Source organism: Microbacterium sp. Leaf203, assembly GCF_001421275.1.
Lineage (GTDB): Bacteria > Actinomycetota > Actinomycetes > Actinomycetales > Microbacteriaceae > Microbacterium > Microbacterium testaceum_A.
In genome coordinates, this window is sequence record NZ_LMKF01000031.1 from 213,307 (window position 1) to 234,391 (window position 21,085).

Sequence of the window (21,085 nt, forward strand, 5' to 3'; positions counted from 1 at the left end):
TCAGTCGGGCCAGATGACGGCGAAATCGTTCGGGTTGGGTTGCGCCGCTAACCATTCGTTGAGGTTCTGGACAACCTGCTCTCGGTTGCGGAACACCCCATCAGGCTTCGGTCCGGAGCCGTTGTAGAAGTAGTTCGTCGTCCGCGTTTCGTCGTCCGGAGTGAGATATCCGTCGAGACGGACGACCATAATGGTCCGCTTGCCGGTGTTGTAGGCGACGCGGCCCATGAGTGACGTGCGGTCGCGAAGCATCTCATTACCGCCCTCGTCTGCGACGTACGTGTTCGCGTACTCCGCGCCCTGACGGTTCACATCCGCCTGCACGACATCGGGTAGCGGTGCGGTCTTGTCGATAACGACATTCGTTCCATCGGGCATGGCGTAGGCGCGGAACTGCCCTTGCGAGTCGCGATTAATGTCCGCCGCTTGCTGCGAATCGACGACGGCCCCAACGGTGGGGCTGGTGGGCGTCGGCGTCGGTGTCGCGGATGCGCCTGGTGCGAACGCCTGCGGCGCCGCTTCCACCGAGCAGGCCGTCAACGTCAGCGATAGCGCGATGAGGCTGACGCCGACCGGCGCGAGGTGTGATTGCTTCTTCACGCGTTCACCGTATCGGCACCGGCCCGCGAGTTCGTCACCGAGTAGTCGGCGACTACGGCTGCCAGCGTGCAGCGCACGCTTCAAGAAGAACACGACCTCGGTCGGTGCCGTGGATTCGACCCCGCGGGCGCCACGACCCCAGCGCAGTGCCAACGCTACGAGGCGTACCTCGCGCGCATCACATGTACTTCCTCCGGCTCGACCGACGAGACGGAGCATCCAGCAAAGGAAACAGTATGAAGAACAAGACCCTCCTGAGCTGCGGCGCGACCGTCGCAGCATTCGCCCTCCTCCTGACGCCAGTTGGCAGCGCTCTCGCGGCTGACGAGGTGACCACCGAACCAACCGCAACCGTCGCCGTCGAAGAGACTCTGGTCCCCGACCTGACGGTCAACGCGGAGGAAACCGAAGCGCCCACCAGCGACGAAGCGCAGGCCTCTGACGAGTCCGTGCCCGCGGCGCAGGCGCCTGAGCCTGTCGTCGCAGCAGACGCCGCTCCGGCCGCTGAGGCTCCCGCCCTGACGCCGGGAGACACCGTGGACGGCATGACGTTCATCGGCAGTGGCACGGCGCAGACATCGCCCGGAGCGCCCCTGACCGTGTTCCAGAAGTTCATGCCCGAGGTGCAGAGCGCATACATCTCCGGTGTCGCGACGCCGGAGGGCAACGCCGCGCCGGACGAGGTGGAACTCGACCTCCGTTCGCTCGTTGGCCGCACCGTCGAGTCGCCGAACGGTTCGTGGCAGGTTCTCCCGCTTCGTGTGGTCGAAGGCCCGACGGGCGGCTTCCTCGACCGCATCGACTGGTCGGAGTTCGCGTTCGATGTCACCGCGCTCCCGCGCACCGGCATCGCGTCCACCACCACTGCCGCCGACGGCAAGGTCCGCCTCGTGCCCTTCGACGCGAACAGCACGTATGGAGTCACGGTGACCCTGCGGCACATCGCGACCGGTGTCACGAGCGCTCCCGTCACCATCACTGGCAACTCGGGTATGGACGGTGCTTCGGAGTTCGCGTGGGTCGGCAACGCGCCGGAAGCCACCTACGACGGCGGCATCCCCATGTGGAGCGCAGCCGACAAGGCGGAGTGGCGCAGCGGTCACTATCTCACGTGGGCTGACCCTCGCGAGGCCATCGCGCCGACCGGTGAGCGCACTGTCGCATCGTCCGCACCGCGCATGGTCTCTGGCGAAGCGCCGCTCGGAACACCCGCGGGCTTCGGCCTCACGGACTACGGCAACGGTGCACAGACCGAGACGCCGAGCTTCCGCATCGGCGCTCTGTCCGGTGAGCCGACGAAGACAGTGTCCATCGACCTGGCGGACCTCGGCGATGTCGTCGCTGTCGCGCTCCCGAGCGCGGAGAACGGCACGCTGGTGCTTCCGGCGACCGGTGGCCTGTGGTCGAAGGACCAGCAGTTCATCGGCATCGACTACAACGCACCCTCGGGCCTCACCGTCTCGGTCAGCGGCACGGTTGTGACGTTCGACTTCGGGTCGGCGGAGTGGATGAATGCTGCTGGCATCAGCGGTGTTCCTGTGCTCCTGGCGGATGGCACACGGGCTACCGCTGAGGTCCGCACCGAGTCCCTTCCACGCGACATTGCTGGAGGCGTCGTCGAACGCCGCATCCCGGTCTCGACCGCTCTTTTCATCTCTGACGAGGAGATGCTCGCAGCGAGCCGTTTGACGGGTCTCAGCCCGTCGATGGCCGAGGTGCAGGCAGCCGAGCTGCCAGAAGGCGTTACACGCGTCGCCAATGGCTTCGAGTACCAGGGTTCCGCAGAGCCGAGAGAGCTGAGCTTCGGCTTCACCGTCGCCGAGACGGTGGAGACCGGGTACGGCCCGGTACGTCCTGACGCTGCGGCGCCCGGCGAGGTTCGCATCGCTGTCGTGGCGGGGGAGACCCCGGTGACGCCGGACCCGGAGCCGACCCCTGGACAGGAGACCCCTGCGGTGGTCGCTCCTCCGACGGCCTCGGTGCCGACCGCGCCCGCGAAGCAGGATGTGCACTTCCAGACCGGTGACTCCGGTCCGCTGGTCGCCTCTCAGAACGTGGCCCAGACGGGAATCGACCCCGCTCTGCTCACGCTCGGCGCTGCCGGAGGTCTCGGCATCCTCGGCCTCGTCGCGCTCTCCGCAGCCATACTCCGTCGTCGCGCCGAAGGCTGACTCGTAGACGGCTCGCTCTGACATCAGGGTGAGCCGCCTACATCCCTAGACACGAGATTGGACACCCCATGAAGAACTCCCTGAAGCTCACCGTCGTCGGAGCTGTCACCGCTCTCGCAGCGGTCCTGTTCACCGGCGCCGCGGCGTCCGCGACCACGCCTCAACCAGCCGCAGTGCGAACTGCCGTCGTCAACGGCGGTCAAACGGTCGCGCTGCCACCGCTCACGGCTGGCGTGCAGCCGAACGCTGCCGCACGCTCCGCCGTCACCGTCAAGACTTCGTCCGCTGCCGTCAACAGCCCGTCGTCCCTTCAGCACCGCTGTTACCCGGCGGGCCGGTTCCTGTCCGGCGCCGAGGCGGCGTCGTGGCTCGGTACGTCTACCGCTGGTGACTCGCCGTGGCCCACCGACAACAGCAACCGTGTCTGGGCCGCGAACGGCGGCTGGGTCGGCGGGAACATGCAGTGGACGATGGTGAACCCTGGCGGCGACGACATGCGACGCATCTACGTCTACTTCCGTTCGTCCTGCTGACCACTTCGAAGAAGCCCACTGCTCCTGTCGCAGTGGGCTTCTTCGCGTTCCGGAGGTGACCCGTGTTCAACCGCACACTCCTGCTCACAGCGGGACTGCTCCTCTCCGCTGCGGCATTGTGTGCCGTAGCGACCGACGTGCAGACGCCCGCGTCTCAGCCCTCACCGACCGCTTCGACCGCAACGATGACGCCGCCTTCCGTCGTCACGACAGAGGTGCCGGATGTTGAGACCTCAGAGTCGCCGGATGCGCCGCCGACCCACGTCATCGCGGACATCCAAGAGCTGACTGTGGGCGACGACCTCGTCATCGACCCTCCCGACTTCGAGCATGTCTTCCGTGTCCACGGCCTCCCGGACGGCCCCATCTGGCTGGCTGCTCATGCACGTTCGCTCGGACGTGGAACGGCACCGGGGAATGTGTTCCTGACGTTCCAGGTCGGCGACCGCATCGAGGCGTTGGGAACCTCATGGCGCGTCACCGAACGGTGGTCGGCGCTGAAGGGTGACGCGGGCGCACAAGGCCCGTACAGCGACCCACAGGCCTATTCGGGCCGTCTCATCCTCGTGAGTTGCCTACCCCGTGAAGGTGGAGCGGCCACCTCAAACACCTGGCTCGTTGCTGAGCCGATTGGAGAAGAATGACGAAGTCACGATACGGCGGGGCGCCCCGTCAGCAGCGTGTGTGGAGCGCGGCGCATCGGCGTCACGTTCACCGCCGAGTAGGCACGAGCGCGCTGCCGGTGACAAGGGATGCGGAGGCGCGCGCGCGTCTTTATCCGCGTCCCGGAACGCCGCTTCCGGATACGCGCGCCTGGTGGGAGAAGCTGCGCGACCGGTTCATCGATTGGCGCGACAGCCGTGAAGAGGCTCGCGATGAGGCCGAGGCTGACGCTGCATTCCGGGCGTCCATCGAGAGGCTGGAAGAAGGAACGCCGCCGCAGGACAAGCGGACGCCAGAAGAACTCGACGAGCTGCGCTCGGCCATCGAGCGGTTCACCGGGGAGATACCGGAGCATCTGCCGCGGATGACGGCTGCGGAGTGGGTGGACCGCTACCAGGACGGCGTGGGTATCGCGCTCCGCACCGCTCGTCGCATCAGCGAGGGTCGCGACCCCGTGACCGGTATCGACCCTGTGACCGGTCTCGATGACTTCGACATGAACGCGGAGCAGCGAGCTGACCTTCAGCGCCGCTACGAGTCGGGCCAGGTGAAGTTCCAGGCACTGCCGAAGTCGAAAGCCACCGGTAAGCGCTGGCTGGAGGACGGCGTCACCGCTGTCGGCACGTGGCGGGACTCGAACCTTCGGGTGGACCCGCGCTCTCGCTTCCACGTGAACCCAGCGGAGTGGCACCTGACTCCGCTCGGCTACATGAACGTGAACGGTACGCCGTTCGGCTCGAACGGTCTCTCGTACGACCAGGAGACGCCGGAGCAGTATTCGATTCGGATGGAGCATCTGCGGTCCGAGGAAGCTCTGGCCGATGCGGATGACCAGGCTCGTCGCGAGGCTGAGATTGCCCGGCTTTTCGGGTCGGAGCAGTTCCGGTTCAAGTACGACTGACGGTGACCCCGGCAGGAGCGATAGTTCCGCCCCTGCCGGGGTCACCGCGATGGACGGGCGCCTTGTGAAGCCATGCGCCTTACTGCACATGCCGGTTCGTTCAGCGCCGCCTACATGAGGGTGAGCGCGCTCGCTCACCTTAGAACGTATGTGCTGTTATCATATAGGTAAGGGGAAGTCAAGTAACGAAGATTTCTTCGACAACTGCATACTGACAAAAACGAAGAGCCGGACCTTCCGGCCCGGCTCTTCAAAGCAAGAAACAAGAACCCGGAGTTAGCAGCTCCGGCCCAATCCCGAAGGAGAGGAACGCCATGTTCGTCCACCATTCTACCACCGCTCAGTTCCGCAAGGCGGCACTGATTGCATTCGCCGCGAGCGGCGCGTGCTTCCTCGCCTGGCTCATCCTCGCGACGACCATCGGAGCGACAGCAGCTCCGCTCATCGCATCCATTGTGTTCGCGGTGCTCTGCCCCGTAGCCCTCGCTACTCCGGCAGTTGCGAAGCTCGCGAAGCCGCGGTGCCACCAGACGTTCGTCGCCACGTACGTGGCTCACTCATACGCGGTCGAGCACAACCTCGGCGGTGCACGATGAGCGTCTACTACCAGGACGGCGCCCCCGCACACCGTCGCTTCTCGACGCCCGGCAAGGGCTTCTGGGCGCTGCTCATCGTGAGCCTGGTGCTGTTCGGTGGTCCGGGCATCAGCCCTGCGGTCGTCTCCGCGGCGTCCGGCTACGTCGCGGGCACCGTGGACCAGCGCACGCAGCAGGCTCACGAAGCCTCCCAGGCTCTTGCCGAGACCGGCGATGAGCGCGGCATCGAGGCGGGCGAGCGGTTCGTCTCGAACGCATCCGGCATCCTGACGGAAGTGTCGAACCTCATCGAAGACGTGAAAGCGTCGCTCGCTGGGGAGGTGCGCTGATGGCTACCGACCCCATGCTCATCATCGGAGGCGTCGTTCTGACCGTAGTCACGACCGTTGGTGCCGCCATCGCCATCCCCGCCTGGGCGAACCAGACCGCTGACGCTGTGAACACGGCCTACTCCGTCTGCTACGACCCGCAGACCAACAACCTCGAAACGCTGTCCTCGTCGGCTGAGGCGGCGACCGCTGGCGGCGCCGGAGTGGACGCGAAGACCGCGGAGTGCCAGGCGCTCTACGGTGTCCTCGAACCTGCTCTGGACGCCTACCTGGCGGGCGTTGCCCGGCTGGAGGACTTCGACTTGGAGACCGCGACGCCGGAGCTGCGTGCGGAGGTCGCGAAGTGGCAGGCCGTCCTCACGCCGGGGGTGCTGGAGCAGATGCAGCGCACTGAGTCCACGGACGAGGCGCTCGCGTACTGGCGGTCCATCGTGGCCACTGCTGAGAAGGGCGGTGAGCTGTGATGGTCGGTCCCAACTACCAGCAGTGGTTCATTACCGCGTTCTTCGCATGGTTCGTGCTCGGGTGGTTGCTGACGCCCTGGCTCGGCTTCATGGCGTTCCTGTACGTGCCGCTGTTCGTGTTCTTCGTTTCCGCTGGACTCGTCGCCGTGACGACCATCGAGGGCTGGCTGCGTGAACTTCGGGAAGGGCACCGCTCGCGCGACAGAGGTGTGCGATGAGCGCCCTCGCGGTCGTCGCAGCTCATCTCATCCTGTGGCGTGACCGTCGAGCCGTGGAGCGGAACGCGCAGCGTGATGCTCGCATCGCGACCGCGGCGCGCGCGCTCATCCCCGGATGCGACGGTCTAGACGACCGTGCCGCGGTCCGTGTGGTTCTGGAGGCTCGACCATGAGCGTGTTCGAGACCGTCGCCGACCTGGTGCAGCAGATTCGTGCGGCACGCCAGGGGTGGCAGGGCGAGTGGGATGACAGTCGCGGTGTCCTTGCCTGGATGGATGACGACGGCGCGGACCTCATCGTCATTCCGAAGGCGCGCACGTGTGGCACCCATTCGGAGGACGCCTGGCTTACACATCCGGCTGTCTTCCTCGTGGCCGATGAACCCCGAACGCGCGCGAGTCAGGAGGTCGCGCTGGCTTCATGGGCGCTCGACGACGGAGCGCTCGATGCGGTGCTCGCGGCTGAGGTAGACCCGGAGTATGCGCGTGCCGCGCAACGTGCCGGTGTGACCGATGCGTGGCAGCTCATCGAAGCGTGGCGCGACGGCATCCCAATCGAGTTTCTGAGCGCGCTGGCAGGTGACGTATGGGCGGCACGGTGACGACCGATGCGGAGAGCATCGCGTTCTACGACGCGCTGAAGGCCGCGTGCCCGGACGCCGGTGAAGCCTTCACACAGACCGCCCACGCTGACTCGCTGCGTCAGCTCCGGGATACCGCGACCGAACTCGGCGCAGAAAGGAGCAGCAATGACCTACGTAATCACCGATGAGCGCCCCACGACGCCCGACCAGTTCACCACCTACCTCGACCGGCGGGTGCGCCCAAGCGTCGCCGACCTCTGGCGATTCGTCCTAGCCGCGCTCGCGGACGCGAAGAAGCCGAATCCCGATTGGTACCTCGCGAACGACACGCCGCCGCTTCTCGTAGCTGAGCTAAACCTCGACCCTACGGCGGACGGACGCGACGGACAGGTCATCGCCCATGTTGACGCCGACGGTTCCGTGTTCCTGCACCTTTATGAGCTGTGCGGCTGGGTGAGCGACGACGGGAAGTTCTCCAAGATGGCGACCCGTGAGGACGAGTGGTCCAACTCATACGACTTCGCCGTAAACGCCTTCGGGCGGCATGTCCTGGTCGCGGACGAAGTCGAATACTGGCACTCGCCCGACGAAGGTGGAGTGTTCGACATTCAGCCCGTCCGCTTGAAGCTTGACTATGCGGCACTGATGGCCCTCGTGAATCGCCTGGGAACCGTGGACGCCGATACCATCGCACACGCCGCCGGTCTGCTTCACGGTGTTCAGGACTTCCAGCCAGTTCACATCACCGCAGCGCAAACGTTGACGCACCTCAGTGAGCGCCCGTTCGTGGATGCCGACATGCTTTGGCGCGCTGTCCTGTACCTGGTTGCCCGTGACAATCCCGCGTATCCGGGCGACCATTCGCAGGCGCGCCACTGGCAGTGGTCGGGCCGGGAAACGCCAGACGTGGGCGCGCTATACAACGCGCGCGTTATCTCGGTCGGCAGCGAGCGAGCGACGCTTCACCTGGACGGTATTTTCCGGATGCTGCGATTGTCAGCGGGGGACCAGGCGGGGGAGTCTCCGCGACACGCAGAGCTTGAAGCGTTCGTCCGCTCTCCACTCGTATGCGGTGCTCTGAAATGGGCGCCCGTGAAGAAGTCGCCCTATGACCGTCGTCGGGAGAACCCGACCGAATGGGACGTGGTTTACCCCGAATCGGTTGAGTTGGCGGTTCCTTGGAGCGTACTCGTGAAGGCCATCGGCTACGTGGATGGGCCTACGCCGCAGGTCATCGACCCGGACGAGGTGTGGGCACGGTCGCAAAGCCACGACCTAGATGAGTACAACCGGTACATCGACGAGCTAGTCGAGGCTGAAGTGAGCGGGCCGGGCGGTTGGCGCGCAGCCTTCGAGGCCGGTCTCTCCCCCGATTTTGTGCGCCTCCTGGGGAGAGAGAGATTCCTCTATCCGGCAGACTCCCGAGGGGTCGATTGGCGGACGCACGACTTGCCGAACACCTGCGCGGCACTCCGCGAAGCGATGGAACACGGGATTCCGGCGGAGTATCTCGCGACGCTCACCCGACAGTTCCGGCCTTGGGGGCCAGAGTCGCTGCGACTCGCTACAGAAATCTTCGACTCCGGTGCGCCCGCTGACTACGTAAATGCGTTCGCTGTCCGGTACGGGGGGCTTGCTGATGATTGGGAGCGAGCGCAACCGTATTGGGTGTCGGGAATCCCGCTGGAGTTCGCTGTCGCAATGCTGCCGGAGGCAGCATGACGGTCGTGGTCCGGTTCATGGCGTCGGCCAGCGGGGGCTTCGTCGCCCTCGCGGCCGTCGCCGTGCTCACGGCAACTCCGGGCGCGCCGCTCACGGTACTCGCGTCGCTTCTCGGCATACCGCTCGCGTGGCTGGCGGCGCCGCGCATCGTGCACTCGGTCCGCGAGCGGTTCGCCACTGCGCATCGGGCGATGCGGTGCCGGACGATACTCGCCGCAGTGCCCGAGGACTGGCTGCGACTGGCGACCGGTGCTGACGTGGACGACCTCTCGCTTCCCGCTCGCCGCGCTCAGCAGCTCGTGGTGCAGTACGTATCCGGGGTGCCCGGGGAGATGGTCGGGGTGCGGGTCTGACCGACACGCCGCTCTGCGAGAAGATGCGGCACCGAGTTTCGTCAATAGAGTGACCGCATGGCGCTGACGCAATCTCAGGAAGTTGTGAAGTTCAAGTTCGAAGAGTTCAAGAAACTTCACTTCCCGACACTCAGCGACGGACTCGCCTTCATGCAGTTCGCAACAAGCCTCGCGCTTGCACAGTTTCAGCTCTCGGAGCCGGACATCCAGGCCGGTATCACCGAAGGTCCGCATGACGGTGGCATCGACGGGTTCCACATCATCGTCAACCAGACCGAGGCAGTATCGCAGGCGACAAGCGGGTTGAGCCGCGTGAAGACGGCGCCCGCTGGGGTGGCTAAGAATGTGCCGTTCGACATCGTGGTGGTGCAGTCGAAATCCACGATGGACGGCGCACTCGACGGGAAGGCGCTCCAGGAGCTTCACGGGTCACTGAACCGCATCCTCTCCAACGAAAGCCTGGCCGACCTGCGCACATACCCGCTGAACGAAAAGGTCATCTCCCAGGTCGATGCCTACCGGCGTTACCGCTCGAAGCTTGTGTCGCTCGACCCCATCCGCAGCTTTACTGTCTACCTGATGCAGCCCATCGCTGACACGAAACTCACTCAGCCAGACAAGCGCCGAGCTGGTGACCTAAAGAAGATGATTGAAGGTCACCTCGGGTCTTCGACGAAAGTAGCCGTTGAGTTGTTGACCGCCGACGGCATCGAGAAGCTCCGCAACGCGCCACGCGATGTCGAGGGCATCCTGAAGTTCGCATCCAAGCCCCTTGATGAGAAGCACGGTAAGAGCAGTGCCCTGCTCGGACTGGTCACCGTCGGCGACCTGCTGAGCTTCGTACGCCGGGGAAAGACGGCGGTCCTTCGAGACGAGTTCTTCACCACGAATGTGCGCGAGTTCGCCGGGTCGAGCACCCCGGTCAACGCTGCTATTCGGAACACGCTCTCTACGAACAGCGATACGGCGTTCTGGTGGATGAATAACGGAGTCACAATAATCGTGGACCGTGTCGCTTACCAGAGCGACAGCTCCTGGTTGCTCGTGAACCCACAGATTGTGAACGGGTTGCAGACGACCAACGTCATCCACGAAGCGGCGAACGATTCGGTCATTACGAGCAAGCGCCGCAAGGAGAGTCTGCTGGTCCGGGTCATCAGCGAGCTGGACCCGAAGCTGCGCGAGTCGGTCATCCAGGGCACGAACAACCAGACTCAGGTGAACAGCGTCCAGCTCTACGCGAACGACTCGCGCCAGCTCGAAATCGAGACGTTCCTTGAAACGAAGGGGTGGTTCTACGAGCGGCGCCGGTGGCAGTACCGGAACCGAAAGGTTTCGCGTTCTCGTATTCGCTCCATCCTGGAGTTGGCGCAGGTAATCATCGCCGCCGTTCTGCTGGAGCCGGAGACCGCCCGCGCGCGGCCCCGCGACCGGCTGAAGACGGAGGCGGGCTACCGGCGGGTGTTCTCCGACACGGTGGACATGGCGGTGTATACCAAGCTGCTGGACATGCAGGTCCAGGTCGAGAAGTATCTGACTTCGGCTGCTGCGCTCGCAATCTCCAATGACCCGACTAACGACCGATTCTTCATCCTCGCGGGCGTGGCGCTGCGGCTCTCCGGGGTGAAAGCCAAAGCTGACCATACGCCGGTGGTGCTGAAGGCTCGGCTGACGACGCCCACGGACGCGATGCTCGAAGACGTACACAAGCGTCTTTACGCGCTTGTCGGCGCGAAGAAGGACAAGAAGGAGCGAGACAATGCCTTCAAGAGCCTTGCGCTGCGCGACCAGCTCGTGAACGACATCCTCTCGTGGAACGGGAAGCCGTAGGCGTTACATCGGGATGGTGCTGACCACGTCCCCGACATGCCATTGCGTCGAGCAAACGCTCGATACGCTGACCGCGTGCGAGATACCCGTATGGACCCGTTGCCCTCGGAGCTGATTCGTCGTCGCGAGCAAGCTGCCGCCGAAGCCCAGGCGGGCGTCACCTGGCTGGATGTGTGCCCGCCTTCCGTAGGTAGTGAGGTTTTCGTCGCGGTGGAGCAGCTCACAAACGCGGCTTATCGAGTATGGAACCGTGCGGACCGACGCTTGCTTGCCCCGGAATACCAGGGGTGGTTAAGCCCAAAAGTGCTCCAAGGTGAGGGCACGGATGCGGAGCGATTGGACGTGCTGGCCGCTGTCATCAGCGCGTTCGCGTGGCTCGCGCACAACGACGACGAGCTAATCGAGTCCCATGAGAATCGGCCGGACTATCCGCCTGAGTACAGCCTCGACACACTCATCGAGGTCGTAAACGACAGGCTGTTGCACGCTCGGGTCGGCTGGTCGTTCGAGGACGGCAGATTCCAAGAGAGGGGCAACTTCGTGATGCACTCCGAGGTGCTCCGACCCGCAACCATTCTGCTTGCGGACGACCCGCACTTTAGAACGGCCTCCGAAGCGTTCCAGAGTGCGTTGACGCGTCTCTCCAAAGGAGAGACAGATGTGGCCCTCACTCAGGCGGCGACCTCTCTCCAGGAGTTTTTCCGCGCCCTCGGTGTGGAGGGCAACTCAGTGTCCGACCAACTCGACAAGGCTCAGAGTCAACGCGTCATCAGTCCTGCTGACCGCAACCTTATGAAGCCGCTGATTGGGTGGGTGAACGCCGACAGGTCAGACCGCGGGAATGCTCATCGTCACCGCGAGGGAGATGTGACGAAGGCTGATGCCTGGCTGATGATGCATGTGGTGGGTGCACTCATGGTGCGGTTGTCCGACCGAGAGCCGCGCGACATTGTGGCAGCGCGCGAGAAACGGGAAGCTGATGCTGTCGCAGCGCGGGACGAGCAGGCTCGGCTCGAACGGGAGGCGGCGCAGGTGGTAGTCGCGGTGCAACCGGCTGACCCTTGGGTCGCCCCCGGCCGGTTCGGCGCGGACACCCCGTTCTGACTCACCGCCGATTACTCTGCGATGGGCCGGTGGCGCGCACCCACTCCTGCCAGGTGACGACCGCGGCGAGCTTCAGCCCGCCCGCGTCGTTAGGGAAGTACCCGATGAGCTGACGCTCTGTCGGGTCCGGATAGTACGTGACAGACCGAATCAGCGAGCGGTCGGTCCCACGGATAGGAACGACCCGGAGTATCGCGATGCGCTTCGAGCGGTCGAACATGAACCATGTGCCCTGCTCAATGCCGCGCTGAAGCTGCGACATCGGGGACCAGTGCTGCACTGCGCTGACAATACGGGCGAGCGCCGACATTTGGCGGTGCGATTCAATGGGGTGATGGGGACAAAGAAGGCCTTCCGCAAGCACCTCGTGCGAGCATCATCGGAGATGGCGTGCCTGGCGCTCGACGCCGTCGCTGCGGAGGAACGCGCGGATGTCGCGTCTGCGGCAGTGCGCGCAGGGATGGCGATGGAGTTCGCCCTCCGCGCCGTAGTCGCGACCGTCTCTCCCGCACTCCTCTTCGTGCCGCGCGGGCTGAAACCCACGACCCCCGCGGCGATGGTGCACGCTCATCGAACAGCGACAGTGAGCGTCGAGTGGTTGAGCGCTCAGACCAGTACCGACATGAGCCTGGTGCGCGGTCTCGCCGCGGCAACGGTGGGCGGGCTGACGGACTACAACGACGACATAGAACGCGTCGTCAAACGCCGCGACGCAGTGGTGCACATGTATGCAGTCGAGACCGACGGGCTACGCGAATCGCTGACATCGCTCGCTCGCGTTATCGGCGTTCTTCTCCCGCACCTGAAGGTGACGGGGGAGAAGTTCTGGGGGAGTGGGCGGCTCGCGTTTGTCAGTGAACTCATCGACGAGCGGGCTGGCGCTGTCCGCGCCGACGTAGCAGTGAAGGTCCGCGAGGCGCAGCTTCGAGTGGAAGCGGCAAGCAGCGGCATTCTTCGAGCTGACGCGCGGCACCTGATGTCCGTGCTGGAAGACCAGGGGAGTGTGTTCTTCCCTCCTGGCCCGCTGGAGGTGTTTCGAGAGGATTGCCCCGCCTGCGGCTTCCAGGCGGAGGTACTCGTGAAGACAGAAGACGACATCGACAACCCAGATGACCTTGAACTTGTGGATTGGGAGAATGACGTGCCGACCGCGGTTCTCATCCCACAGGCGCCCCTTTCAGCAAGGCTTCAATGTCCTGTATGTCGTCTCGCGCTGGGCTACGTGGAGCTGCAAGAGACGCAGCCGGGGCTGGCAGACCTCATGCGATACGAACTCGCGCCGCGGCGCGGGACGATGCAGGAGTACGACGAGATTTTGTGGCCCTATCAAGACCAGCCGGGTCGTATCCCGCACGGCCCTCACGTTGGCTAGCAACACTCGGTTGTGATTCGGTTGACCCCCTCGGCGTGGGGTGAAGAACGAACCTGTATAGCGACTTGTATAGCGACTTTGCCCGCTCTGCCGCAGATTGTCCCATGTCCCGCCCGCGATTGGGGGCTTTTCGCGCATATGACTGACCTCCCGCTGGGGTCACCAACACGACGAAGAGCTTCGACCGAATGGTCGGAGCTCTTCGTCGTTGTGGTGGGTGCGGCCGGGGAGAAGGAGCTCGCGGACGCTCGAGCGGACTCGGATGCCGAGACGATCCGGCATCCGATCCCCGGCTCCTTCCGTCGGTCCGAGGCTGCTGAGCGTTGCAGCTCAGCCTTCGCGCGCCTCGCGACGGCGCCGCAGCGCCCGGCGCACGCCCCACGTCACCGCGAGGACCACTGCCGCGACCGCGATCCAGGGCAGCAAGAAGCCGAGGCCGATTACGATGCCGTTGAGCGTGGCCACCAGACCGTTCCAGCCGGCGCCGAGCCCGTCGCCGAAACCGGCGGGGTCGGCGGCGACGGCGGGGGAGCGTTCGACGAGCTGCACGCTGAGCGACGACATCGCGACCTGTGTCTCGACCGACTGCAGCACCTGACGGTCGGAGTCCAGTTGCGCCTGTCGCTCGGCCAGGGCGGATTCCGCCGTGATCAGGTCGGACACCGAGCCCGCCTTCGCCATCAGCTCCGTCAGTCGCGCCACCGAAGCCTCGCCGGCCGCGACGCGCGCGCGCAGGTCGACCGTCTGCTCGGTGACGTCGGAGCGGTTGACGGTCGTGGCCGTGATCACTCCGACCTGGCGCAGTCCGTCCATCGTGCTCGCGAGGGCGGCGGCGGGGACGCGCACGGTGATCCAGCCCGAGGATGCCGCGGGCCCGGTCGCCGAGCCCTCGTACGGCACCGCGCCGATCGCACCGCCCAGCTGCGACGACTCGACGTATCCGCCCGCCCCGGTCGCGGCGGAGCCGATCGCGTCGATCGCCGCGGCGATGTCGTCCACTTCGACCGTGCTGGAGCCGGTGGCGACGATGTCGCGGCTCGCCGCGTCGCGCGCCGCCGCGTCTCCCGCGGCGGCCCCGGACGACGAGGACGACCCCGCGGCCTGCTCGCCCGGGGCGATCGGCGCGACGGGTGGGTTTAGGGCGGATCCGCTCGAGTACTGGTCCGTGAGCCCCTGGCTCTCGGCCCCGGCGACGGTGCTCGATCCGCTGGACCCCGAGGTGGCGGTCAGCGACGGGCCGACGAACGCGGCGACCACGACCACGGCGGCCGCGGCTCCGGCGCCCGTCCAGATCCCGCGACGACGGCGGCGCGTGCGCTCGCGCTCGTCGGCGATCCGGCCGAAGACGGCGGCTTCGATGGCATCCATCCGGTCAGCGGGGAGAGGGGGAAGAGTGGGCGTGGTCATGGGGTCTCCGTCTCCATCGCGGTGGCGCGCACCCGGGAGCGGATGCGGGAGAGGCGGTTGCGAACGGTCCCGTGCGACACGCCCAGCGAGGCGGCGGCGGCTTCGTACCTGTAGCCCTCGGCGGCGCACAGGCGGAAGATCTCGCGGTCGAGGTCGCTGAGCCGATCGACGGCGGCCAGGATCGCGGCCACGGTCTGCGCCTGCACGACCTGAGCCTCGACGTCGACGGCCGAGGGGATCTCGTCGTCGAGCGCCGCGTGCGATCCATGGCGACGACGCGCCCTCAGTCGGTTCTGCGCCTGCAACCGGCAGACGGTCGCGAGCCAGGGCAACAGGGACTCGCCCTCAAGCCGCAGCGACGGAATCTTCCGCCAAGCGACCACGAACGTCTCCTGCACCACGTCCTCGGCGTCCGCGGGCTCGCCGACCAGACCGAAAGCGATCCAGTACACGGGTCGCGCGTACGCCCGATACAGCTCGCGATACGCGACCTCCGACCCGCCGGCGGCGCGCGCCACGAGGGCCCTGTCGTCGATGACTCCGTGGGTCATGGCATCCGTTCCGCTCTCCGGGTGAGCCCCGGGAAGCACTCTCTCACTCAGAGGTGTCCGGCCCGCGCGGATCGTCTCACGGATGTACGCACGTTATGAGCACTAGGTGCACAACCCCGTGCCCGGCGGGAGCGAGCGGATAAACTCGAGCGTTTCCCCGATGAAAGGCCCCGCGATGGAGCTGCAGCTCGACCCCCTCTTCCAGACGATCACGCTCGTCGTGCTCGTGCTGATTCTGGTCGCTGACCTGCTGATCATCCTCAAACGCCCGCACATCCCGGCGGCGAAAGAGTCGACGCTCTGGGTCGTGTTCTACGTGACCCTCGCGCTCATCTTCGCCGGCGTCCTCTGGATCGTCGCCGGGGGAGAAGTCGCGGGACAGTTCGTGGCGGGCTGGCTGACCGAGTACAGCCTCTCGATCGACAACCTCTTCGTGTTCGTGCTGATCATGGGGCAGTTCGCGGTGCCGCGTCGGTACCAGCAGGAGGTGCTGATGGTGGGAATCATCATCGCGCTCATCCTGCGCGGCGCCTTCATCCTGGTCGGCGCGACGATCATCGAGAACTTCAGCCCGATCTTCTACCTGTTCGGTGCGTTCCTGGTCTACACGGCGATCCGCCAGGCGTTCCCGGGCGACGACCACGACGACGACTCGCAGAAAGAGAACCTCATCGTGCGGACGCTGCGTCGCGTGCTGCCGATGAGCGACTCGTACGACGGCAAGAAGGTCATCACGCGCGTCAAGGGCAAGAAGCTCTTCACCCCGATGATCATCGTGTTCGTCGCGATCGGCGTGACTGACCTGCTGTTCGCGATCGACTCGATCCCGGCGATCTTCGGCATCACGCAGAGCCCGTTCATCGTCTTCACGGCCAACCTCTTCGCGCTGATGGGTCTGCGCCAGCTGTACTTCCTGCTCGGCGACCTGCTCGACCGCCTGAAGTTCCTGCACTACGGCATCGCGTTCATCCTCGCGTTCATCGGTGTGAAGCTGATCCTGCACGCGATGCACGTCAATGAGCTCTCGTTCATCAACGACGGTGAGCCCATCGAGTGGGCGCCCGAGATCTCGACGTGGGTCTCTCTCGCGGTGATCGTGGTGTCGATGGCGGTCGCGACGATCGCCAGCCTCATCGCCGCCCGCCGCGAGCCTGCGTCCGTCGACGGCCCTCGGGATGCCGCGGCCGACGTCGCCAACGAGAAGGGGACGCCCCGCACGGTCGAGCAGCCGAAGGGCGACTGAGCCGACGAGGACCCTGCGCGTCGACGACCCGGAGCCTGTCGAAGGGTCCGGGCCCCCGCGACCCCCGCCGGGCTCAGCCACCTGAGGCCACGGCATCCGGAATCTAGAACGCGCGCAGATTCGCCTGAAGTCCGCCGTCGACGTACTCCTCGCGGAGGATGCCACGCCGACGCAGGATCGGCACGAGGTCATCGAGTACGCGATGCACGGTGACAGGGTGCAGGTCGCCCCACAGCAGGACGCCGTCGTTGCCCCACTCGCCGAGTTCTTCGATGCGGTCGGCGAACTCGTCGGCCGTCCCCACGAAGCCGGAGCCGTCGTTCAGGCGGCCCAAGCGTGCGTGCGCGGCGAGGATCGTGCGCAGGGGAGCGTCGTCGTCGTGCTTTCCGACGAGCCGCTTGATGCTGCCCTCCGACACGTGCTCGCCAAAGATCGACCGGTCGAGCGGCTTGTCGAGGTCGAGACCGGTGAGGTCGGTCTCGAGATCGCTCGACTGCTTGCGGGCGATGGCGACGAGCGCCTCGTCATCGGGGTGAGCGGATGCCGCGACCAGGCGGTCGGCTTCCTCCGGCGACGAGACGAGCACGGGCTGGATCGCGAAGAGGATCTTGATGTCTGCCGATGTGCGCCCGGCGGCCTCGGCTGCCGCGTGGATGCGGCCGCGGTAGGCCCGGATGCTCTGTTCGTCGAGAGGTGCGAGCGCGAGCTGCACGTCGGAGTTGTGCCCGGCGAACGACAGGCCGCGGCCGGATCCGCCGGGGGACACGATCGCGGGCGCGCCGTCGGTGAAGGGCACCGCGTTCAGCGGCCCGTCGAAGCCGAAGTGCTCTCCCCGGTGCCGCACCGCCTCGAGCTTCGTGCCGTCGGCATAGACACCCGTCTCTTCGTCGGCGACGAGAGCGCCCTCGCCCCAGCTGTTCCAGAGCTTCCGGATGCCGTCGAGCCACTCCTCCGCCCGGTCGTAGGCCGCATCGTGCCCGAGCTGCGGCGCGGTCGAGAAGTGGCGCGCGCTGCCGGTGTCGGTGACGACGTTCAGGCCGAGACGGTGGCCGCTCAGGTGCTGGAGCGTCGCGAACTGTCGAGCGGCGGTGTACGGCAGGTACGCGGCCGGGTTGACCGTCGGCACCACGCCCAAATGCTGCGTCGCCGCGAACAGGTACGGTGCGAGCAGCAGCGGGTCGTGCTTGGGCCCGCCGAAGGCGTGACGCACGCGCAGGTCGATCGTGTCGGCGCTGCCCAGCGAGGGCGCGTCTTCGATGATCAGCAGGTCGAAGCCGGCCTGCTCGAGCGTGCGGGCGGAGTCCTGGTAGAGGCCGGGCTCGGTCCAGCGGTGGTTCCAGCGCAGGTAGGGGTGGCCCCACCCGTGGGGGCCGAAGCCGCGCGCGAGGAACCAGCCGAAGTGCTGCAGCCGGCTCACAGCACGACCGTCTCGCGCTCGAGCACGGGGACGCGCACGAGCGCCTGTTCGAGGTCGGCGAGCAGGTCGTCGATGTCTTCGATGCCGATCGACAGGCGGATCGTGCCGGGGAAAACGCCCGCCCGCTCGCGCTCGGCGACGGTGCGGGCGGCGTGCGAGGTGCTCTGCGGGTGCAGCACGAGCGAGCGCACGTCGCCGAGGTGGGTCATGTGCGTGATGACCTCGACCGACTGCACGACGTGGCGCGCCGCCTCGAGACCGCCGCGCAGGGTGACGGTGAAGACCGACCCGAAGCCGCGCGTCAGGTAGCGCTCACCGAGACCGTGGTGGGGGTGCGAGTCGAGACCGATGTAGTCGACGCGCTCGACCTCGGGGCGCTGTTCGAGCCAGCGGGCGACGGCGAGGGCGTTCTGCGACTGCCGCTCGACGCGCAGGCTCAGGGTCTCGATGCCCTGGCCGATCAGGAAGGCGTTCAGCGGCGAGGGCGAGGGGCCGAACCGCGGCGCCACGCTCTCGCGGATGTACTGCCCGCGCGCGCGGGCGCCGTACTTCTCGGCGTAGCTCGCCCCGCCCAGACGGTCGGTCTGCACGAGGTGGGCAAAGCGGTGACCGGATGCCGCGGCGTCGAATCGACCGTCGTCGACGATGACACCGCCGAGCACGGCACCCTGACCCGCCAGGAACTTGCTCGCCGAGTGCACGACGACGGCGGCCCCGTGCTCGATCGGGCGAAGCAGGTACGGAGTGGTGAACGTGCTGTCGACGACGAGCGGGATGCCCTGCTCGGCGCCGATGGCCGCCACCGCGGCCACGTCGAGCACGTCGTTGCGGGCGTTCGAGAGCGTCTCGGCGAAGAGGGCCCGGGTCCGGGGCGTGATCGCGGCGCGCCAGGCGTCGAGGTCGTCGGTGTCGACGAAGGTCGTTTCGACGCCGAGGCGCGCGAGGTTGTCGAGCAGGAGGCCGCGCGTGCCCTCGTAGATGTGCTCCGACACGACGACGTGGTCGCCGGCTCCGGCGAGGGCGAGCAGCGCGACGGTGACGGCCGCCTGACCGCTCGAGACGAGCACGGCCTGGTCGCCGCCCTCGAGCGAGGCGAGACGCTCTTCGACCGCGTGCACTGTGGGGTTGCCGGTGCGGCTGTAGCCGAAGCCCGTGCCCTCGCCGAAGTGCGCGGCCGACTCGTCGAGGTCGCTGAACGTGAAGCCCGCCGTGAGGTAGATCGGGGTCGCGCGCGGGCTCGCCTGCGCGGTCGCCGCTCCTGCGTGGACCTGGCGAGTGGAGAAACCGGTGTCGGCGCCTGCGGCCATGGCGCACTCCTTCCTTCGGGTCGGCCCAGATTCGCACGCGCGGGCTCCGGGCGGCGAAACGTGCGTCGCTCTGTGACGCCGCCGACGCGGCATCCGCCACCCGTCCCCGGCGGCGGGGGTGTCGGACGCCGGTGGTATCGTGACGACGTGCGGATCGCTCGCCTCCTCCTTAGCGGCCGCGACGAGACCTTGTTCTAGGCCTCTCTCGTCGCGGAGTTCGTCGCGGGCCTCACACCCCCTTCCGAGGAGAAACGCAAACATGAGCACGATTCCCGAGAACCCTCGCACCCTGGCCGAGAAGGTCTGGGACGACCACCTCGTGGTCAAGGGCGAGAACGGTCAGCCCGACCTCATCTACATCGACCTCCACCTCGTGCACGAGGTGACGAGCCCTCAGGCCTTCGACGGCCTGCGCGCCGAGGGTCGCCCCGTGCGCCGGCTCGACCTGACGATCGCGACCGAAGACCACAACACCCCGACGCTCGACATCGACAAGCCGATCGCCGACCTCACCAGCCGCACGCAGATTGAGACGCTGCGCCGCAACGCCGACGAGTTCGGCGTGCGCATCCACTCGCTGGGCGACAAGGAGCAGGGCATCGTCCACGTGGTCGGCCCGCAGCTCGGCCTCACCATGCCGGGCATCACCGTCGTGTGCGGCGACTCGCACACCTCGACCCACGGCGCGTTCGGCGCGATGGCGTTCGGCATCGGCACCAGCGAGGTCGAGCACGTGCTCGCCACCCAGACCCTGCCGCTCAAGCCCTTCAAGACGATGGCGATCACCGTCGAGGGCGAGCTGAAGCCCGGCGTCACCGCGAAGGACATCATCCTCGCGATCATCGCCAAGATCGGTGCCAACGGCGGCCAGGGCTACGTGCTCGAGTTCCGCGGCAGCGCGATCCGCTCCCTCTCGATGGAGGGGCGCATGACGATGTGCAACATGTCGATCGAGGCCGGCGCCCGCGCGGGCATGATCGCCCCCGACGAGACGACCTTCGCCTATGTCAAGGACAAGCCCCACGCGCCGCGGGGCCAGGACTGGGACGACGCGGTCGCCTACTGGCGCACGCTGCCGAGCGACGAGGGCGCGGTCTACGACGCCGAGGTCTTCCTCGATGCGAACGAGCTCGAACCCTTCGTCACCTGGGGCACGAACCCGGGCCAGGGCGTCTCGCTGAGCGACGTCGTTCCGACCCCGGCCGACATCACCGACCCCAACGAGCGCGCCGCCGCCGAGCGGGCGCTCGAGTACATGGACCTGCAGGCCGGCACCCCGATGAAGGACATCCCAGTGGATGCCGTGTTCATGGGTTCCTGCACCAACAGCCGCATCGAAGACCTCCGCGCCTTCGCCTCGGTCATCGAGGGACGCACCAAGGCCGAGAACGTCCGCGTCATGGTCGTGCCGGGATCGGCGCGCGTGCGCCTCGAAGCCGAGGCCGAGGGCCTCGACAAGGTCTTCACCGACTTCGGCGCCGAATGGCGCTTCGCGGGGTGCTCGATGTGCCTGGGCATGAACCCCGACCAGCTGGCCCCGGGGGAGCGCTGCGCGTCGACCTCGAACCGTAACTTCGAAGGACGCCAGGGCAAGGGCGGGCGCACGCACCTCGTCTCGCCGCTGGTCGCCGCGGCCACGGCCGTGCGCGGAACGCTGTCGAGCCCGGCCGATCTGGACCCCGTTCCCACCGAGACCGTTTCGACCGGGGCGGAGGCCTGAC

General features: G+C 66.6%; 23 protein-coding genes. 17 read left to right on the forward strand and 6 right to left on the reverse strand.

What is annotated here, in order from left to right; genetic code table 11:
* Entirely contained in the window at positions 1 to 600 is a 600-nt protein-coding gene (locus ASE56_RS13690) for a hypothetical protein (protein WP_056230783.1), read from the reverse strand.
* 236 nt (positions 601 to 836) lie between these two features.
* Between ASE56_RS13690 and ASE56_RS13695 the strand changes: the two genes are divergently transcribed.
* The 14 genes from ASE56_RS13695 (at position 837) to ASE56_RS13750 (ending at position 12,067) form a co-directional block, all read left to right on the forward strand.
* Positions 837 to 2,771: a hypothetical protein gene (locus tag ASE56_RS13695; protein ID WP_056230785.1), complete on the forward strand. Its 1,935-nt coding sequence runs from the start codon at positions 837 to 839 to the stop codon at positions 2,769 to 2,771.
* Positions 2,772 to 2,839: 68 nt separating this feature from the next.
* Positions 2,840 to 3,304 (forward strand): hypothetical protein, encoded by a 465-nt coding sequence (locus ASE56_RS13700; RefSeq protein WP_056230788.1) that lies wholly within the window; start codon positions 2,840 to 2,842, stop codon positions 3,302 to 3,304.
* A gap of 62 nt (positions 3,305 to 3,366) precedes the next feature.
* Positions 3,367 to 3,948, forward strand: coding sequence for a hypothetical protein (locus ASE56_RS17070; RefSeq protein WP_156371741.1), 582 nt, complete (start codon positions 3,367 to 3,369; stop codon positions 3,946 to 3,948).
* Positions 3,945 to 4,868, forward strand: a complete 924-nt coding sequence (locus ASE56_RS13705; RefSeq protein WP_156371742.1) for a hypothetical protein — start codon at positions 3,945 to 3,947, stop codon at positions 4,866 to 4,868. The genes ASE56_RS17070 and ASE56_RS13705 overlap by 4 nt, the downstream gene beginning before the upstream one ends.
* 314 nt (positions 4,869 to 5,182) lie before the next feature.
* The gene (locus tag ASE56_RS13710) at positions 5,183 to 5,464 is read left to right on the forward strand and encodes a hypothetical protein (RefSeq protein WP_056230793.1); all 282 of its coding nucleotides are present in this window, start codon (positions 5,183 to 5,185) and stop codon (positions 5,462 to 5,464) included.
* Positions 5,461 to 5,793, forward strand: a complete 333-nt coding sequence (locus tag ASE56_RS13715; RefSeq protein WP_056230795.1) for a hypothetical protein — start codon at positions 5,461 to 5,463, stop codon at positions 5,791 to 5,793. Before ASE56_RS13710 ends, ASE56_RS13715 begins: the two co-directional genes overlap by 4 nt.
* Positions 5,793 to 6,257, forward strand: a complete 465-nt coding sequence (locus ASE56_RS13720) for a hypothetical protein (RefSeq protein ID WP_056230797.1) — start codon at positions 5,793 to 5,795, stop codon at positions 6,255 to 6,257. The genes ASE56_RS13715 and ASE56_RS13720 overlap by 1 nt, the downstream gene beginning before the upstream one ends.
* Complete coding sequence (locus ASE56_RS13725; RefSeq protein WP_056230799.1) at positions 6,257 to 6,475, forward strand: hypothetical protein; 219 nt, start codon at positions 6,257 to 6,259, stop codon at positions 6,473 to 6,475. The genes ASE56_RS13720 and ASE56_RS13725 overlap by 1 nt, the downstream gene beginning before the upstream one ends.
* Before the next feature lie 169 nt (positions 6,476 to 6,644).
* The gene (locus ASE56_RS13730) at positions 6,645 to 7,076 is read left to right on the forward strand and encodes a hypothetical protein (RefSeq protein ID WP_056230803.1); all 432 of its coding nucleotides are present in this window, start codon (positions 6,645 to 6,647) and stop codon (positions 7,074 to 7,076) included.
* Entirely contained in the window at positions 7,061 to 7,246 is a 186-nt protein-coding gene (locus ASE56_RS17075; protein WP_156371743.1) for a hypothetical protein, read from the forward strand. Before ASE56_RS13730 ends, ASE56_RS17075 begins: the two co-directional genes overlap by 16 nt.
* Complete coding sequence (locus tag ASE56_RS13735; protein WP_056230806.1) at positions 7,224 to 8,780, forward strand: hypothetical protein; 1,557 nt, start codon at positions 7,224 to 7,226, stop codon at positions 8,778 to 8,780. Before ASE56_RS17075 ends, ASE56_RS13735 begins: the two co-directional genes overlap by 23 nt.
* Positions 8,777 to 9,133 (forward strand): hypothetical protein, encoded by a 357-nt coding sequence (locus ASE56_RS13740; protein ID WP_056230808.1) that lies wholly within the window; start codon positions 8,777 to 8,779, stop codon positions 9,131 to 9,133. The genes ASE56_RS13735 and ASE56_RS13740 overlap by 4 nt, the downstream gene beginning before the upstream one ends.
* Before the next feature lie 57 nt (positions 9,134 to 9,190).
* Entirely contained in the window at positions 9,191 to 10,963 is a 1,773-nt protein-coding gene (locus tag ASE56_RS13745; protein WP_082450705.1) for an AIPR family protein, read from the forward strand.
* A 75-nt stretch (positions 10,964 to 11,038) separates the two neighbouring features.
* Positions 11,039 to 12,067, forward strand: coding sequence for a hypothetical protein (locus ASE56_RS13750; protein WP_156371744.1), 1,029 nt, complete (start codon positions 11,039 to 11,041; stop codon positions 12,065 to 12,067).
* A gap of 1 nt (position 12,068) precedes the next feature.
* Here the strand turns inward: ASE56_RS13750 and ASE56_RS13755 are convergent, their stop codons facing one another.
* Positions 12,069 to 12,377, reverse strand: a complete 309-nt coding sequence (locus tag ASE56_RS13755; RefSeq protein WP_056230815.1) for a hypothetical protein — start codon at positions 12,375 to 12,377, stop codon at positions 12,069 to 12,071.
* Positions 12,378 to 12,401: 24 nt separating this feature from the next.
* Between ASE56_RS13755 and ASE56_RS13760 the strand changes: the two genes are divergently transcribed.
* Positions 12,402 to 13,439: a hypothetical protein gene (locus tag ASE56_RS13760; RefSeq protein ID WP_056230817.1), complete on the forward strand. Its 1,038-nt coding sequence runs from the start codon at positions 12,402 to 12,404 to the stop codon at positions 13,437 to 13,439.
* A gap of 330 nt (positions 13,440 to 13,769) precedes the next feature.
* On the opposite strand, the gene ASE56_RS13765 is transcribed toward ASE56_RS13760, so the two are convergent.
* Together ASE56_RS13765 and ASE56_RS13770 are read right to left on the reverse strand one after the other, a co-directional pair.
* Positions 13,770 to 14,846, reverse strand: a complete 1,077-nt coding sequence (locus ASE56_RS13765) for a DUF4349 domain-containing protein (RefSeq protein ID WP_056230820.1) — start codon at positions 14,844 to 14,846, stop codon at positions 13,770 to 13,772.
* Positions 14,843 to 15,397, reverse strand: coding sequence for an RNA polymerase sigma factor (locus ASE56_RS13770; RefSeq protein WP_056230823.1), 555 nt, complete (start codon positions 15,395 to 15,397; stop codon positions 14,843 to 14,845). Before ASE56_RS13770 ends, ASE56_RS13765 begins: the two co-directional genes overlap by 4 nt.
* 175 nt (positions 15,398 to 15,572) lie before the next feature.
* Between ASE56_RS13770 and ASE56_RS13775 the strand changes: the two genes are divergently transcribed.
* Positions 15,573 to 16,640 (forward strand): TerC family protein, encoded by a 1,068-nt coding sequence (locus ASE56_RS13775; RefSeq protein WP_056230825.1) that lies wholly within the window; start codon positions 15,573 to 15,575, stop codon positions 16,638 to 16,640.
* Positions 16,641 to 16,743: 103 nt separating this feature from the next.
* On the opposite strand, the gene ASE56_RS13780 is transcribed toward ASE56_RS13775, so the two are convergent.
* Complete coding sequence (locus ASE56_RS13780) at positions 16,744 to 18,057, reverse strand: LLM class flavin-dependent oxidoreductase (protein ID WP_056230827.1); 1,314 nt, start codon at positions 18,055 to 18,057, stop codon at positions 16,744 to 16,746.
* Positions 18,054 to 19,364 carry an O-acetylhomoserine aminocarboxypropyltransferase/cysteine synthase family protein gene (locus tag ASE56_RS13785; RefSeq protein ID WP_056230829.1) on the reverse strand — a complete coding sequence of 437 codons (1,311 nt, stop codon included), beginning with the start codon at positions 19,362 to 19,364 and terminating at the stop codon, positions 18,054 to 18,056. The genes ASE56_RS13780 and ASE56_RS13785 overlap by 4 nt, the downstream gene beginning before the upstream one ends.
* 259 nt (positions 19,365 to 19,623) lie before the next feature.
* Here ASE56_RS13785 and leuC point away from each other — a divergent pair, with 259 nt between their 5' ends.
* Entirely contained in the window at positions 19,624 to 21,084 is a 1,461-nt protein-coding gene (gene leuC, locus ASE56_RS13790; RefSeq protein ID WP_056230831.1) for a 3-isopropylmalate dehydratase large subunit, read from the forward strand.
* Position 21,085 lies beyond the last annotated feature (1 nt).